The organism is Pseudomonas sp. LH1G9 (assembly GCF_002949975.1).
GTDB classification, from domain to species: Bacteria; Pseudomonadota; Gammaproteobacteria; order Pseudomonadales; family Pseudomonadaceae; genus Aquipseudomonas; species Aquipseudomonas veronii.
This window is the reverse complement of the sequence record NZ_CP026880.1, coordinates 3,867,488-3,881,980: the sequence shown is the minus strand read 5'-3', so window position 1 is coordinate 3,881,980 and position 14,493 is coordinate 3,867,488. Positions and strand designations below refer to the sequence as shown.

The following is a 14,493-nucleotide window of genomic DNA, read 5'->3' as shown; positions in this document are numbered from 1 at the left end:
TATAAGTGCCTACGCCTGATGCACGCTGAAGAAAGTGTAAGGTGAGTGGGGAATGCCTGAAGCCGCGACAGCGGTTAATAGCGCCAGGATATCTCCCACAGGACTAATCAGAGGGCCGGCAGTTTCTTCTCGACGGTTTTTATAATCGATGTATTAGTGTCGGCCAGGGGTGAGATCTTTTGAAGGGTCAGGTCCAGGTGGGCAACTGAGTCGATATAAAGATGGCAGACAAAACTGTCGTCCCCGGTGATTTTGTAGCACACCACACATTCAGCCATTTGCGCGAGCAACTGTTCAACCTGTTGGAATTTTCCAGTCAGGGGTTTAACCCTGACCAGCGCTTGCAATGCAAAGCCCAGGGCCTGGGCGTCCAACTCGACGCTGAACCCGCTGATGACCCCCGACCCTTCCAGACGCTTGAGGCGTTCGCTGCAGCCGGGGGCCGATAACCCCACCTGTCGGCCGAGAGCGCGAATAGACGCGCGGGCGTTCTGGTGGAGGGCGACAATCAGCGCGCGATCAATAGGGTCAAGTGTCTGGTCGCCCTTTGTAAGCTTTTTCATTAGATGGACCTTACGAATTTTGATGAAAACGCGTGAAAATCTTACATACCATACACGGATGAAAAAAGAATAGACCTTTTCAAGGTGCCCACCTATTGTTTGATTCGCGGGCCCTGCAATATTGCGCCGCTCACTTAACGCTATGTTGTGATGTTTCTATTGCAACTTTATCTGCATTGTCGAGGGCGCGAGATGAACTACATACTTGATGCAAGCTCGCTTGCAATTACTTCACAATAATAACTTCCCTGCCGAAAAAGTATTTTCGCTGCGTCATGAGTTTGCCCGACATAAGAGGATCCAATGGCGTGATCGACTTCATGAAAAACCACAGAACCGTCTACTACTGCCATGAACACGGGCTGCCTCGCTAAGCCGTCACGAATGTTCTTCAAGGGGGAAGCGTATGCCCGACATTGCACTGTCCGTTTACCAGGCGGTATTTACCTTCGCCGTCGCCGCCATCGCGCTGCTTGCCAGTCCAGGCCCGGCGACCCTGGCGCTGGCGGCGAGTGGGGCTGCTTATGGCATGAGGCGTTCAACTCGGTTTTTCGTGGGGATCACGTTGGGCCTGGTGATCGCGATGGCATTGGTTGCTTCCGGTCTCTATGTGGTTCTGCACAGTTTTCCGATGCTGGCGACGGCGCTGACGGTCATCTCCATTGTTTATATTGTGTGGCTGGCCTACCAGATTGCTACCGCGCCGCCCATCAGGGATGAGCAGTCCGTGATCACGCCGGGCTGGGGCGCCGGGTTTGTGCTGGGTGTGGCGAATATCAAGGCCTATGCCGCATTCGCCGCGTTGCTGGGCAGTTTCACCCTGGGCGCCGCACCTGCCTGGGAGCAAGGTGCGAAAGCCTTGATCTGTCTGCTGGTGTGTGTGGTATTCGACGTTCTGTGGCTCTTTGCCGGCAGTCGAATGCGCAAGTTATTCATCCACCCCACTTGGAGCCGACGACTTAACGTAAGCTTCGCGATTTTGATGGTCGCGACGGTTGCCTGGTCAATCACGCTGACGCAATAGCGCTTTCGCTGGGAAGACCATTGAATAGTTCCGCCCGAGGATAGTTTTCATGTTTGGGGCCGTGTCTGCACTGCTGTTGACCCTGGCGCGGACTGCTTCTGCGGGTGGTACTTCTTCTGGCTGACGCTGATGAATCCCAATGGCCTGCTGACTGTTTCGTTTATTGCGCCGATCAACGCATTTGCCACGCTGCTACTGAGGCGCCTGGCCGATTCTATTTTCAACTGACGCGAGGCAGTATTTCACACGCAGGACGGAACCATTTTTGCCCTTGCTTCCACACAGGATTAGTCGACCGAGCGGTTCCCGCGTATGAGATGCGGGGCAGTGAGTTGGCGCTAATCTGAATAGGAAGGAGTGTGTATGCTTTTACTACCTTTGCTGGCGTTACCGATGCAAGTCGCGGGCTCGATGCTTGGGCTGGGAAATATGTTTGGACAGAATCAGCCAAACGCCAATCGCGATATCAATATTAATATCAACAACGATAGCCATAACTTCAATGCGTCGTCGTCCAGCTCTCATCACTCACACATGTCTCACGGTGGCGCCCGACGAGCGTCGCACATCCACTATTGAGCCTACTCATCGACGCTGCCGGGCGTGAGCGTGCGGCGCCTGGTTCGGGGGCCTGATAGACGGTTCGGCGAAAAAAAGGCCCTGACATCGTCAGGGCCTTTTTTTCAGCTCAGGTCGCGTGGCGTTACAGCGCGCCAAACACCTTCTTTGCCAGACTGGTCGCCGCTGCCGCCGGGTTTTTGCGAATGGTCTCTTCCTGCTGCGCAATCATCTTGAACAAACCATCCAGCGCTTGTTCGGTTACATAGTTTTCGACGTTGGCACTTTTGGCATCGACCGCGCCAAACGCCGCGGCCTTGCCGGCCAGGGCGTTGTACTGCTGCGCCACGCCGACCTTGTCGGTGGCGGCCTTGACGATCGGCAGGAACTTGGCGCGGATGGCTTCGCGGCTGCTTTTGTTCAGGTACTGGGTGGCCGAATCCTGGCCGCCGGTGAGAATGCCCTTGGCATCGCTCACGCTCATGTTTTTCACCGCGTTGACCAGGATTGGCTGGGCCTGGGTCACGGCGGTTTCGGCGGCTTTGTTCATGCTGGTTTCCAGCTGCTCGACCTGGTCACCCATGCCGAACATCTTCAGCTTGTCGGCAACTTTGCCCAGTTTTCCCGGCAGGCCGATCTTGACGTCGGGGTTGTTGCTGAAACCACCCGGTACACCCAGTTGTTTCACGGCGATCTGTGCGCCTTGGGTCAATGCATCCTTGAGGCCGCCGGCGGCGTCGCTCTGGGACAGGCTGCCAAGATCCAGGGCCATGGCGTTGGCACCGAGCAGCAGGCTGGCGCACAGGGCGGTGAGACGAAGGGAATTACGGAGCATGGGCGCTTCCTTATGATCTGGAAATAATCAGTGTGCGACCGCATCAACCCGCAGGCGCAGCGGTTGAGCGTCTTGGCCATTGAGTTGCACAGGGTGCCGCTCGGTGGTGATGAACAGTAGCTTGCCCTCCACTTCGATGCGAGCGCTGACCGAGTAACTGTGGCCCGGCTTGACCTGGGCCGGGTCATAGCTCAAGTGGAACGGCAATGGCACCTGGCCTTTGACCGGGCCTTTCTGTTCGGCCAGGGTCACGGCCGGCGCGTCCATCAGCGATACGTCCTGCAGGCTGACGCTCAAGATGGCTGTCGGCGGCAGCGCGATGCGTTGCAGGTAAAACACTTCGCCATCGAGGCTGGCCTTGGACGCGGGATTCATGGAATGGCAGGCGCCGAGCAGGGCGGTCAGGCCCAGGAGGATGATCTTTTTCATGGTGCAGCTCCTTTTCAACGGCGCCGTAACCCAGCGACGCCTTATTCAATTTAGCGGCTTTCTTCCGGTTTGCGGGCTTCGGCTTCGACCGGCGCTTCGGCCGCGCCGTCGACGCGGTGCAGGGCAACCTGGCGGATCGACAGGCGAATCTCAGCCGGCAGCACCCGTTTCGCCGCGCCTTCAGCCAGTTCGCCGAGCAGGTCGTGATAGCTCAACTTACCGGCTTCGTCGCGGCGCAGCACATCTTGCTCCAGCAACGTCTGAATAAAATGTCGGAAAAGGCTCTTGTCGAAGAACTCCGGGGCATTGAGGCCATGCAGGATCGATAGGCGCTGGGCCATGATCGTACACAGGTCTTCCAGCTCTTCGGCGCTGATGCTGTTCTGGCCGCTGTTGAGCAGCAGCGAAATCGCCATGTAGAAGCGTTGCAGGGTCTGGGCGATGCTCTTGGACAGCAGTGTCAGCAGCACAAAGTGCCGCGAACTCGGCGCCGGGCGCAGGTACACGTTGTTCTCGAAACGCAGCAGGCCTTGTTCGACAAACGCCTCCAGCCACTGGTCGATCACCGTGTCCAGTTCCTCCAGCGACCAGCGGATAAACAGCTCTGACTGCAGGTATGGGTACAGCGCACGGGTGTAGCGCAGAATCTGCTCGTGGCTCATCCGCGAGCTGCTCTGGAAGAAGCTCGCCAGCAACGCCGGCAAGGCAAAGATATGCAGCACGTTGTTGCGGTAGTAGGTCATCAGGACGGCGTTCTGCTCGTCCAGGTACAGAATCTTGCCGAGGGCATCGCTCTGTTCCGACAGCAGGTTCATGTCCTTGACGTGCTTGATCAACGCCATGCCATCCCCTTCGGGCAGGGTGGTATGCGGCGAGTAGGGCACCCGGCGCAGCAGCGCCAGGTACAGGTCCAACTGGCGGGCCATGGCCTGTTCGTCCAGGGCCAGGCGCGTGGTCGACAGCAGCGCCAGGGCCACCAGATTCACCGGGTTGATCGCCGCCGCTTCGTTCAAATGGCGCGCCACCCGCTCGCCGAGGCGGTTGGTGGTTTGGTTGAGCCACGCCGGTTTGTAGTGCGGGCCCAGTTCCTGGGCGCGCCAGCCCGGTTGTTCGGCGTCGAGGAATTGCGCCAGTTTGATCGGTTCGCCGAAGTTGACCGCGACCTGGCCAAAGCGCTGCTTGAGCGCACCGACCACCTTGAAAATATCGAAGATGGACTCTTTTTTCTTGCTCGCGCCGCGCAGCTCACCGAGGTAGGTACGGCCTTCGAGCACACGCTCGTAACCGATATACACCGGCACGAACACGATCGGCATGCGCGAGGAGCGCAGGAAGCTGCGCAACGTGATCGCCAGCATGCCGGTTTTCGGTTGCAGCATGCGCCCGGTGCGCGAGCGTCCGCCTTCGACGAAGTACTCCACCGGGAAACCCTTGGTGAACAGGGTGTGCAGGTATTCGTTGAACACCGAGGTGTACAGCGGGTTGCCCTTGAAGGTGCGGCGCATGAAAAACGCACCGCCGCGGCGCAGCAGGCTGCCGATCACCGGCATGTTCAGGTTGATGCCGGCGGCGATGTGCGGTGGGGTCAGGCCGTTCTTGAACAGCAGGTAGGACAGCAGCAGGTAGTCGATATGGCTGCGGTGGCAGGGTACGTAGATCACCTCGTAACCCTGGGCAACCTGTTGCACACCCTCGATGTTATTGACCTTGATGCCGTCGTAGATCTTGTTCCAGAACCAGCTCAGCACCACTTCCAGGAAGCGGATCGCGGTGTAGGTGTAGTCCGAGGCGATTTCGTTGCCGTAGCGCAGGGCCAGGGCCTTGGCTTTTTCCGGGCTGATCTTCTCGCGTTCGGCTTCATCGAGGATGGCCTGGCGCACCAGCGGCATATTCACCAAGCCCTTCACCAGGTTGCGGCGGTGGGACAGGTCGGGGCCGATCACTGCGGTTTTCAGGTTGCGAAAGTGTACGCGCAGGATGCGTTGGGCCATGCGAACGGTGCGTTCGTGGCCTTTATTGTGCTCGATCAATTCACGCAGGTTGATAGGCGCGGAGAATTGTACGCGGGTCTTGCGCCCCAGGATCAGGATGCTCAGCAACCGGCGCAGGCGCCCGGTGACGGCCCAGCTGTCGGCGAACAGCAGTTTCCATGGGCTGGACTCGCTGTCGGGCGACTGCCCCCAGAACACGCTGACCGGAATGATTTGTGCATTCTCTTGTGCGTGTGCGCTGAGGGTATTGACCAGGCGGGTCAGAGTCGGCGGCGCGCCGCGTTTGTCCTGGCGGCCGAGCCAGTCCGGCTCTGGCGTGAGGTAGAAGAACGCCGCGGGTTCCAGCAATGGCCCGACCGCTACCGGCAGCACCGGGCGCGGCAGGCCGGCCTTGGTGCACTCGGTATCGACCACGGCCAATTCGGTGAGGGAGGGTGATTGCAGGACGTAGAACACCGGCCGGCTGCGGTCGAGGTTAAGGGTAAGGGACGACTGGTTGATCGTCTCTGAGCGAACCCAGAGGTACAACAGTCGGCGCAAGGTGCCAAACACCAGACGGCGGAACGGGGAGCGGGTCATAGGCGAGCTGCTTCAAGTGGAAAAAACCGAGCAGGTGCTCGGGTGGGTAGTGTGCCGTATTCACCGAAAATCGGCAAAAAAGCAGCGATGTAAAGTTGGGTTGATCGTTTTTGAGCCTGTCTTATACTCGGCAGTTCAACGCGACCGACTCGACAATAACAATCATGTGGGAGTGAACAGATGACAACGCGCGAAACCGGTAATGTGAAGTGGTTCAACGATGCCAAGGGATATGGCTTTATTCAGCGTGAAGACGGCAAGGATGTGTTCGTACACTACCGCGCCATCCGCGGTGAAGGGCACCGTTCCCTGGCCGAAGGCCAGCAGGTGGAATACGCCGTGGTGAGCGGCGAGAAGGGCTTGCAGGCAGAGGATGTGGTGGGTTTGTAATGCGGGTTTTTGTTACACCGTAGAACCCATGTGGGAGGGGGCAAGCCCCCTCCCACATTTGATTGGGTTCGCAATTGCGGATCAGGTGGTTTTCCAGGTGATCTGTTCTTCACCGTCTTCGCTGATGCGAATCCAGGTGTCGGCGCTTTCCTCGCCTTCTTCCTCAACCCAGCTGCCCGGTGCGCAACGCACTTCGACGTTCAGCGCGGCAAAGGCGGCGCGGGCGCAGGCGATGTCGTCTTCCCACGGGGTCTGATCGCTTTCCAGGTACAGGCTGTTCCATTTGCCTACCGCCTTGGGCAACCAGGTGACAGGCACGTCGCCGGCCGTGCACTTGTAGGTCTGGCCGCGCTGGACCCAGGCGGTGCAAGGGCCAAGGGCGGCGCCCAGCCAGGCGGCGATGGCCTTGTGGTCGACGTCGGCGTCCTTCAGGTAAATCTCGATATCAGGTTGGCGCATGGATGTTCCTCGTTGCGGGATTCGAAAATCCATTCGCGGATTCAGGGTGGGCGGAGTGCCCGAAAAGTCGGTTATTGAAGCACGAAATAATCGTAGCGCATCGATACGCTGACCCGCAGCGGCTCGGCATGCTCGATCACCTCGGTGCGGCGCTCGGCGCTGGCGCGCCAGCCGTGAGGGGTCATGGCCAGCAGGTTGGCACGGTCTTTCGGGTCCGCCAGGCTCAGCGTGAACTCGAGGGTTTCGCTGTGCGCAAGGCTCATGCCGTCCGGCACCAGGGCCAGGTGTTTGTCGTCGGTGTACTCGCGCACTTCGTCGTACAGGCGCTCGCGCAGCTCCATCAGGTGACCGCGGGTCGGGCCGACTTTCATCAAGCCGCCGCCGGGGCTGAGCAGGCGTTTGGCCTCTTGCCAGTCCAACGGGCTGAACACGCTGGCGAGAAACTGGCAGCTGGCATCGGCCAACGGCACGCGGGCCATGCTGGCGATCAACCAGGTCAGTGCCGGGTTGCGCTTGCACGCACGCTTGACCGCTTCCTTGGAGATATCCAGGGCATAGCCATCGGCGTGGGGCAGGGCGTCGGCGATTTGTGCGGTGTAGTAACCCTCGCCACAACCGATGTCCACCCAGCGCTGCGGGGCTTGTTGCGCGGCCAGTTGCGCCAGGCGCTTGGCCACCGGGGCGTAGTGGCCGGCGTTGAGGAAGTCGCGGCGCGCCTCGACCATGGCGAGGTTGTCGCCCGGGTCGCGGCTGTTTTTGTGCTGCACCGGCAACAGGTTCAGGTAACCCTGGCGCGCGCGGTCGAAACGGTGTCCGACCGGGCACGCCACGCCATTGTCCACCGCGTGGAGCGGTGCGCTGCAAATGGGACAGGCCAGCATCAGGCGAGCAACTTGATCAGGGTCTGGTAGTAGATCTCGGTCAGCACGTCGAGGTCGCTGGCCAGAATGCGCTCGTTGACCTGATGGATCGTCGCGTTGACCGGGCCCAACTCGACCACCTGGGTGCCAAGGGTTGCGATGAAGCGCCCGTCGGACGTACCGCCGCTGGTGGACGCCTGGGTCTCACGACCGGTGACCGCCTTGATGCTGGCGGACACCGCATCGAGCAAGGCCCCCGGTTCGGTGAGGAACGGCAGGCCGGACAGCGCCCAGTCTACGTGCCAGTCCAGGGCGTGTTTGTCGAGGATCGCGGCAACGCGCTGTTGCAGGCCTTCCACGGTGGATTCGGTAGAGAAGCGGAAGTTGAACACCGCTGTCAGGTCACCGGGGATCACGTTGGTCGCGCCGGTGCCGGCGTTGAGGTTGGAGATCTGGAAGCTGGTCGGCGGGAAGAAGGTGTTGCCGTCGTCCCAATGCTCGGCGGCCAGTTCCGCCAGTGCCGGGGCAGCCAGGTGGATCGGGTTCTTCGCCAGGTGCGGGTAGGCCACGTGACCTTGCACGCCGCGCACGGTCAGGGTGGCGCCGAGGGAGCCGCGACGGCCGTTCTTGACCACATCGCCGACCAGGCTGGTGCTGGATGGTTCGCCGACGATGCACCAGTCCAGACGCTCCTTGCGCGCGGCCAGGCGTTCGATCACGGCCTTGGTGCCGTGGTGCGCCGGGCCTTCTTCATCGCTGGTGATCAGAAAGGCCACCGAGCCCTTGTGGTCCGGGTAGTCCTGCACGAAGCGCTCCGACGCCACCAGCATCGCCGCCAGGCTGCCTTTCATGTCCGCCGCGCCGCGGCCGCAGAGCATGCCGTGGTCGTCGATCAGCGCGTCGAACGGATCGTTCTGCCAGGCCTGCACCGGGCCGGTCGGGACCACGTCGGTGTGGCCGGCAAAGCACAGCACCGGGCCGTCGTGCTTGCCGTGGGTGGCCCAGAAGTTATCTACGTTTTCGATACGCATCGGCTCAAGCTGGAAACCGGCGTCGCCCAGGCGCTGCATCATCAGCTTCTGGCAATCGGCGTCGATCGGCGTCACCGAGGGACGGCGGATCAGGTCGATGGCAAGTTGAAGGGTCGGCGAAAGGTCGGCATGAGCCGTCATGGGAAACTCCGGAAATCGAGGCGGCGACGTTCTAATTGACTATAGGAGCGAGCTTGCTCGCGAAAAACGCAAGAGCACCGCGTTCATTCAAGATGTTCGCGTGATCGTTGACGATTTTCGCGAGCAAGCTCGCTCCTACAGTGATATGTGCAAGGCTTACAAAACGGCCGTTATCTTATAGCAAAACGGCGGCCAGAGGCCGCCGTTTAGTGCATTGCATACGTTTTTACAGCGCGGTGGCCGGCTCTGCCTTAGGCGCCGGTTTGGGCAGCGACGACAGGAACGCCATGATCAACGCCGCCACATACGGTAGCGACTGCACCAGCAGCATCACCACCCAGAAGCGCATGTCGGCGCTCGGCAGGCCCTGCACCAGGTAGATCCCCAGCGCCGCGCCCCACAACAGCAGCATGATGAACATCTCTTCGCGGGCTTCGGAAATCGCTACCCAGAAGCCGTGGTTATCCGCGTTTTTCGGTGTACGAAAGAACGGAATGCTGGTGGTGAAGAAGCCATACAGCACCGCTTTGGCGATGGTGTGCGACAACGCCAGGCCGGCCAGCGCCGCACAGAACGCATCCTTGAGGTTAACCCCCACGGCACGACGGTACAGGAAGATGATCTTGCCCACCTTGAACACGAACAACGCCAACGGCGGGATCGCGAAAATCAGCAACGGCGGGTCGACCCGGGTCGGCACGATGATCATCGCCGCCGACCACAACAGCGCGCCGACGGTGAAGAAGATGTTCATGCCATCCGCCACCCACGGCAACCAGCCCGCGAGGAAGTGGTAGCGCTGGCCACGGGTCAGCTCGGTGTCCTTGCCGCGCAGCAGGCTGGCGGTGTGACGCTTGATGATCTGGATCGCGCCATAGGCCCAGCGGAAACGCTGTTTCTTGAAGTCGATGAAGGTGTCGGGCATCAGGCCCTTGCCGTAGCTTTCGTGGTAATACGCGGCCGACAGGCCTTTCTCGAACACGCGCAGGCCGAGTTCGGCGTCTTCGCAGATGCACCAGTCGGCCCAGCCCAGCTCTTCGAGCACCGAGCGACGGGTCATGGTCATGGTGCCGTGCTGGATGATCGCGTCGCGGTCGTTGCGGGTGACCATGCCGATATGGAAGAAGCCTTTGTATTCGGCGTAGCAGAGCTTCTTGAAGGTGCTTTCGTTCTGGTCGCGATAATCCTGCGGCGACTGCACCACGGCGATTTTCGGGTCGGCGAAGTGCGGCACCATGTGCTTGAGCCAGTTCGGCGACACGCAGTAGTCCGAGTCGATCACCGCGATCACTTCGGCATCCTTGGCGGTGTGCGGGATCAGGTAGTTCAACGCGCCGCCCTTGAAACCGGCCAGGGGCGCGACGTGGAAGAACTTGAAGCGCGGGCCCAGGGTTGCGCAGTAGTCGCGCACCGGTTCCCACACCGCCGGGTCCTTGGTGTTGTTGTCGATGATCAGGACTTCGTAGTCCGGGTAGTCGAGGGCGGCCAGGGCATCGAGGGTCTGTTTGACCATCTCTGGCGGCTCGTTGTAGCACGGCACATGGATCGACACTTTCGGGCGGTAGTCCGAGTCCCCCACGACCGGCAGGAATTCACGCCGACGTTTGTGGGTCCAGACCGCTTCCGCCAGTTCATGGGCTTCGGCCAGCAGCACGATAAACACGCCCAGGGCGCCGAGCGCCAGGAGGAAGCCGACCGTCAGGCTGAACCAGGTGCTGTATTGCTGGCTGTAGTCGTAGCCGATCCACACCAGCACCGAACCGCACAGGAACGCGATAAAGGTCAGGAAGGTCCGGCCGCGTTGGCGCAGGGCCGAGCCGTCGATCATCAGCAGGGTCAACGACAGCAGTGCAAGCACCACCGAACCGATGGCCAGCACGCGCCATTGCGGGATCGCGACCACCGGTCCTTCGAAGTTGAATTTCTGCTGACGCGCGGCGTTGTACACGCCCCAGTAGGCGCCGACCGAGCCTTCGTCGCTGGCTTTCCACGGTTGGTCGAAGGCCTCGATCACGAAGTAGTTGAAGCCCTGGCGGTTCAGCTTGTTCACCAGCGTGCGCAGGTAAATTGCCTGGTCGGCGGGAGACGCATCAGCACCGCCACGCATGCGGCCGTTGCTCGGCCAGCCGACTTCCGACAGCAGCAGCGGCTTTTTCGGGAAGGTCTTCTTCAGATCCCGTGCGCGGTCGAGTACGAATTGGCCCGCCTGGTCTACCGGAATATGTTCCCAGTACGGCAGGATGTGCGCGGCGATCAAGTCGACGTGCTTGGCCAGTTGTGGGTTGTGTTCCCAGATGTGCCATTGCTCGGAGGTGGTCACCGGCACCTTGACGGCCGCGCGCACGCGATCCAGCAACACGATCAGTGCTTCGGGGGTGATCTCTTTACGGAACAACGCTTCGTTGCCGACCACCACGCGCACGACGCTGCGCGAGCTATTGGCGATCTCGATGGCGCGCTGGATCTCGCGTTCGTTGCGTTCCAGGTCCGGGCTGATCCAGATCCCCAGGGTGACGCGCAGGCCGAACTCTTCCGCCAGCTTGGGGATGTCTCCCAGAGTGCCGTCGACCGAGTAGGTCCGGATGTTGTCCGTCAACTTGCTCATGATCTCCAGATCGCGGCGCATCTGGTCGTCGGTCGGGTACTGGTCCTTCTGTGGGTACTGGCCTTGTTGAAACGGCGAGTAGGAAAAACCGGAGATCTGTTCAGGCCAGTTGGGGGCAGTGACCGGGCGGTTGATCAGCGCCCAGAAGCCGGTGAACAGCGCGGCAATTGCCAGCACCACCACCAGGTTGAGTCCAAATTTACGCGATGACATGGCTATTTCGGGTTCCAAAAGGTGTGGAACGAAAAGAGGTGTCGGCCTACGCCGAACGGCGCGCATCCTACACCGGCCCTTCCCTGAGCGTACAGCAGACTGAGAAAAGCCGGACGTTAGTCCGCGAATCTCCAGCTAAGTTCTTTACGTGTATCGCGAAGTTTCGAACTTGTCCTGGCAAAGCCCTATAATGCGCGCCGGTTTTTGGGGTAATGGTCATGAGTACAGAAGATCCGCGGTTTGCAGGCGTCGCCCGCTTGTATGGCATTGAAGGCCTGGAGCGCTTGAAAGCGGCCCATGTGGCGATCGTCGGCGTCGGCGGCGTAGGCTCATGGGCGGCGGAAGCCATCGCCCGTTGTGGGGTGGGCGAGATCTCGTTGTTTGATTTGGATGATGTCTGCGTCAGCAACAGCAACCGTCAGCTGCATGCCCTCGACAGCACCGTGGGCAAACCCAAGGTCGAGGTGATGGCTGAGCGCCTGCGCGGCATCAACCCGGACTGCACGGTGCATGCCGTGGCGGATTTCGTGACCCGCGAGACCATGGCCGAGTACATCACCCCCAACATCGACTGCGTGATCGACTGCATCGACGCCGTCAACGCCAAGGCGGCACTGATCGCCTGGTGCAAGCGCCGCAAGATCCAGATCATCACCACCGGCGGCGCTGGCGGGCAGATCGACCCGACGTTGATCCAGGTCTGCGACCTGAACCGCACCTTCAACGATCCGCTGGCCTCGAAAGTGCGCTCCACCCTGCGCCGTGACTATGGCTTCTCGCGCACGGTGACCCGCCATTACAGCGTGCCGTGTGTGTTTTCCACCGAGCAACTGCGCTATCCGAAGCCGGACGGCAGCATCTGCTTGCAGAAGAGTTTTGTTGGCGACGGGGTAAAGCTGGACTGCGCCGGCGGGTTTGGCGCGGTGATGATGGTCACTGCAACCTTCGGCATGGTGGCGGCGACCAAGGCGGTGGACAAGATCGTGGCCGGGGTGCGCCGGCCTTCCGATCGGGTCAAACCTTCTTAAACCTCAAGGCCTTGCACCATTCAAATGTGGGAGGGGGCTTGCTCCCGATAGCAGAGTGCCAGTCACTGAATACATTGACTGAACCACCGCTATCGGGGGCAAACCCCCTCCCACATTGGGTTTTATGTACGGCTTAGTTCGCGCATGCGCTGCAGCACGGCGTTCAGGCCATTGCTGCGCGACGGCGACAACTGGCGGGACAGCCCCAGTTGATTGAACCAGTCCGGCAAGTCGACCGCCTGCAACTCGGCGGCCGACAGCCCGTTGACCCGCGCCAGCAGCAACGCCACCAGCCCGCGGATCATGCGCGCTTCGCTGCTGGCGGCGAACTGCCAGTGGCCGTCGGATAAGCGCCCGACCAGCCATACCAGACTCTCGCAGCCCTGCACCAGATTGGCCTCGACCTTGTCTTCGTCCGCCAGTGGCGGCAGCCGTTCGCCCCATTGCATCAGCAGACGCGCGCGTTGCTCCCAGCTGCCCACCGCCTGAAACGACTCAAGCGCGCCGACAGCCTCGGCCGGCAGGCTCATCGCAGCATATCCAGGGCCTGGTCCAGCGCTTCGAAGAATCGCTCCAGATCATCGGAATTGTTGTACAGCGCCAGGGACACGCGAATCGCTCCCGACAAGTGCATCGCCTTGAGCAGCGGCATTGCGCAATGATGGCCGGCGCGCACGGCAATACCCTGCTCGGTCAGTAAGTGCGCAAGATCGGCGTTATGCACGCCTTCCACCACAAAACTGACCAACGCCACCTGCGGCGCGCCCAGTACGCGCACGCCATTGCGCGCTTTCAGCCCGCGCAACAGGTACTCGTGCAGGGCGGCTTCGTGGGCGATGAGCGCCGGTTGATCCAGTGAATTGAGGTAATCCAGGCTGGCGCCCAGGCCGATCACGCTGGCAATCGGTGGGGTGCCGGCCTCGAACCCCAGCGGCGCGGGGCGGAAGCTGGCGCTGTGGTAATCGGCCTGTTGCACCATTTCGCCGCCGAACTGCCAGTGGCGCAGCTGATGCAGGGCTTGGGTGCGGCCGTACAGCACGCCGACGCCGTCCGGGCCGTAGAGTTTGTGGCTGGAAAATACGTAGAAGTCGCAGCCCAGCGCTTGTACGTCGTGGCGGCCGTGGACGATGCCCTGGGCGCCATCGACCACGGTCAGCGCGCCCTCGGCCTTGGCCATGGCCAGCAAGGGTTCCAGCGGCTGCCAGGTGCCCAGCACGTTGGACAGTTGGCTCACCGCCAGCAGGCGCGTGCGCGGGCCGATCAACGTGGCGGCGGCCTGAAGGTCGATCATACCGTCGTCGCCAACCGGCAGGATCACCAGTTCCAGCGCGCGACGTTTGGCCAGTTGCTGCCAGGGCAGCAGGTTGGCGTGGTGTTCCAGGGCGCTGATGACTAGTTCATCGCCCGCATTGAATAAGTGCTCGAGGCCGTAGGCCAAGAGGTTCAGCGCCGACGTCGCGCCATGAGTGAAGACGATGTGCCCGCTGTCTCCTGCATTCAACCACTGCGCGACCTTGTTGCGACTGTCCTCGAAAGCCTGGGTCGCGTGGGCGCCCGGCAAATGCTGGGCACGGTGAACGTTGGCGGCGCCATTGGCGTAGTAATGGCTGATCGCGTCCAACAGGGCTTGAGGTTTTTGCGCGGTGGCGGCGCTGTCCAGATAGGTCTGGTCTTGCCGTTGCAGAGCGGCGATGGCCGGAAAGTCGACGCGCCAGGGGGAGGGCACAAGCATGGTGTTCAAGACTCGTATAAACGGGCCCCAGGATCGGGGCCCGCGAGTGGCATCG

At 61.1% G+C, this 14,493-nt stretch carries 13 protein-coding genes; 3 read left to right on the top strand and 10 right to left on the bottom strand.

Annotation, left to right across the window (positions count from 1 at the left end; translation table 11 throughout):
• Positions 1-107 precede the first annotated feature (107 nt).
• Positions 108-563 (bottom strand): Lrp/AsnC family transcriptional regulator, encoded by a 456-nt coding sequence (locus tag C5F70_RS18005; protein WP_017844718.1) that lies wholly within the window; start codon positions 561-563, stop codon positions 108-110.
• A gap of 406 nt (positions 564-969) precedes the next feature.
• Here C5F70_RS18005 and C5F70_RS18000 point away from each other — a divergent pair, with 406 nt between their 5' ends.
• Positions 970-1,587 carry a LysE family translocator gene (locus C5F70_RS18000; RefSeq protein ID WP_082118899.1) on the top strand — a complete coding sequence of 206 codons (618 nt, stop codon included), beginning with the start codon at positions 970-972 and terminating at the stop codon, positions 1,585-1,587.
• 703 nt (positions 1,588-2,290) lie between these two features.
• Here the strand turns inward: C5F70_RS18000 and C5F70_RS17995 are convergent.
• The 3 genes from C5F70_RS17995 to plsB are packed head-to-tail and all read right to left on the bottom strand — an operon-like array spanning position 2,291 to position 5,979.
• A complete protein-coding gene (locus C5F70_RS17995) occupies positions 2,291-2,980 on the bottom strand; it encodes a DUF4197 domain-containing protein (RefSeq protein ID WP_104903814.1) in 690 nt (229 codons plus the stop codon).
• A 27-nt stretch (positions 2,981-3,007) separates the two neighbouring features.
• Positions 3,008-3,409 carry a YbaY family lipoprotein gene (locus C5F70_RS17990; protein ID WP_104903813.1) on the bottom strand — a complete coding sequence of 134 codons (402 nt, stop codon included), beginning with the start codon at positions 3,407-3,409 and terminating at the stop codon, positions 3,008-3,010.
• Between the two features lie 50 nt (positions 3,410-3,459).
• Positions 3,460-5,979: a glycerol-3-phosphate 1-O-acyltransferase PlsB gene (gene plsB / locus C5F70_RS17985; RefSeq protein WP_104903812.1), complete on the bottom strand. Its 2,520-nt coding sequence runs from the start codon at positions 5,977-5,979 to the stop codon at positions 3,460-3,462.
• 180 nt (positions 5,980-6,159) lie between these two features.
• Here plsB and C5F70_RS17980 point away from each other — a divergent pair, with 180 nt between their 5' ends.
• Positions 6,160-6,369 carry a cold-shock protein gene (locus C5F70_RS17980; RefSeq protein WP_017844724.1) on the top strand — a complete coding sequence of 70 codons (210 nt, stop codon included), beginning with the start codon at positions 6,160-6,162 and terminating at the stop codon, positions 6,367-6,369.
• An 81-nt stretch (positions 6,370-6,450) separates the two neighbouring features.
• On the opposite strand, the gene C5F70_RS17975 is transcribed toward C5F70_RS17980, so the two are convergent.
• The 4 genes from C5F70_RS17975 to C5F70_RS17960 form a co-directional block, all read right to left on the bottom strand.
• Positions 6,451-6,828, bottom strand: coding sequence for a hypothetical protein (locus tag C5F70_RS17975; protein WP_046490163.1), 378 nt, complete (start codon positions 6,826-6,828; stop codon positions 6,451-6,453).
• Between the two features lie 71 nt (positions 6,829-6,899).
• Positions 6,900-7,709: a putative RNA methyltransferase gene (locus tag C5F70_RS17970; protein ID WP_017844726.1), complete on the bottom strand. Its 810-nt coding sequence runs from the start codon at positions 7,707-7,709 to the stop codon at positions 6,900-6,902.
• Positions 7,709-8,860 (bottom strand): succinyl-diaminopimelate desuccinylase, encoded by a 1,152-nt coding sequence (gene dapE / locus C5F70_RS17965; RefSeq protein ID WP_017844727.1) that lies wholly within the window; start codon positions 8,858-8,860, stop codon positions 7,709-7,711. The genes C5F70_RS17970 and dapE overlap by 1 nt, the downstream gene beginning before the upstream one ends.
• 226 nt (positions 8,861-9,086) lie before the next feature.
• Complete coding sequence (locus C5F70_RS17960) at positions 9,087-11,678, bottom strand: glycosyltransferase (protein ID WP_017844729.1); 2,592 nt, start codon at positions 11,676-11,678, stop codon at positions 9,087-9,089.
• A 218-nt stretch (positions 11,679-11,896) separates the two neighbouring features.
• Here C5F70_RS17960 and tcdA point away from each other — a divergent pair, with 218 nt between their 5' ends.
• Positions 11,897-12,706 carry a tRNA cyclic N6-threonylcarbamoyladenosine(37) synthase TcdA gene (gene tcdA / locus C5F70_RS17955; RefSeq protein WP_026139765.1) on the top strand — a complete coding sequence of 270 codons (810 nt, stop codon included), beginning with the start codon at positions 11,897-11,899 and terminating at the stop codon, positions 12,704-12,706.
• Between the two features lie 122 nt (positions 12,707-12,828).
• Here the strand turns inward: tcdA and C5F70_RS17950 are convergent, their stop codons facing one another.
• Positions 12,829-13,236 (bottom strand): SufE family protein, encoded by a 408-nt coding sequence (locus C5F70_RS17950; protein ID WP_017844731.1) that lies wholly within the window; start codon positions 13,234-13,236, stop codon positions 12,829-12,831.
• A complete protein-coding gene (locus tag C5F70_RS17945; RefSeq protein WP_046384472.1) occupies positions 13,233-14,438 on the bottom strand; it encodes an aminotransferase class V-fold PLP-dependent enzyme in 1,206 nt (401 codons plus the stop codon). Before C5F70_RS17945 ends, C5F70_RS17950 begins: the two co-directional genes overlap by 4 nt.
• Positions 14,439-14,493 lie beyond the last annotated feature (55 nt).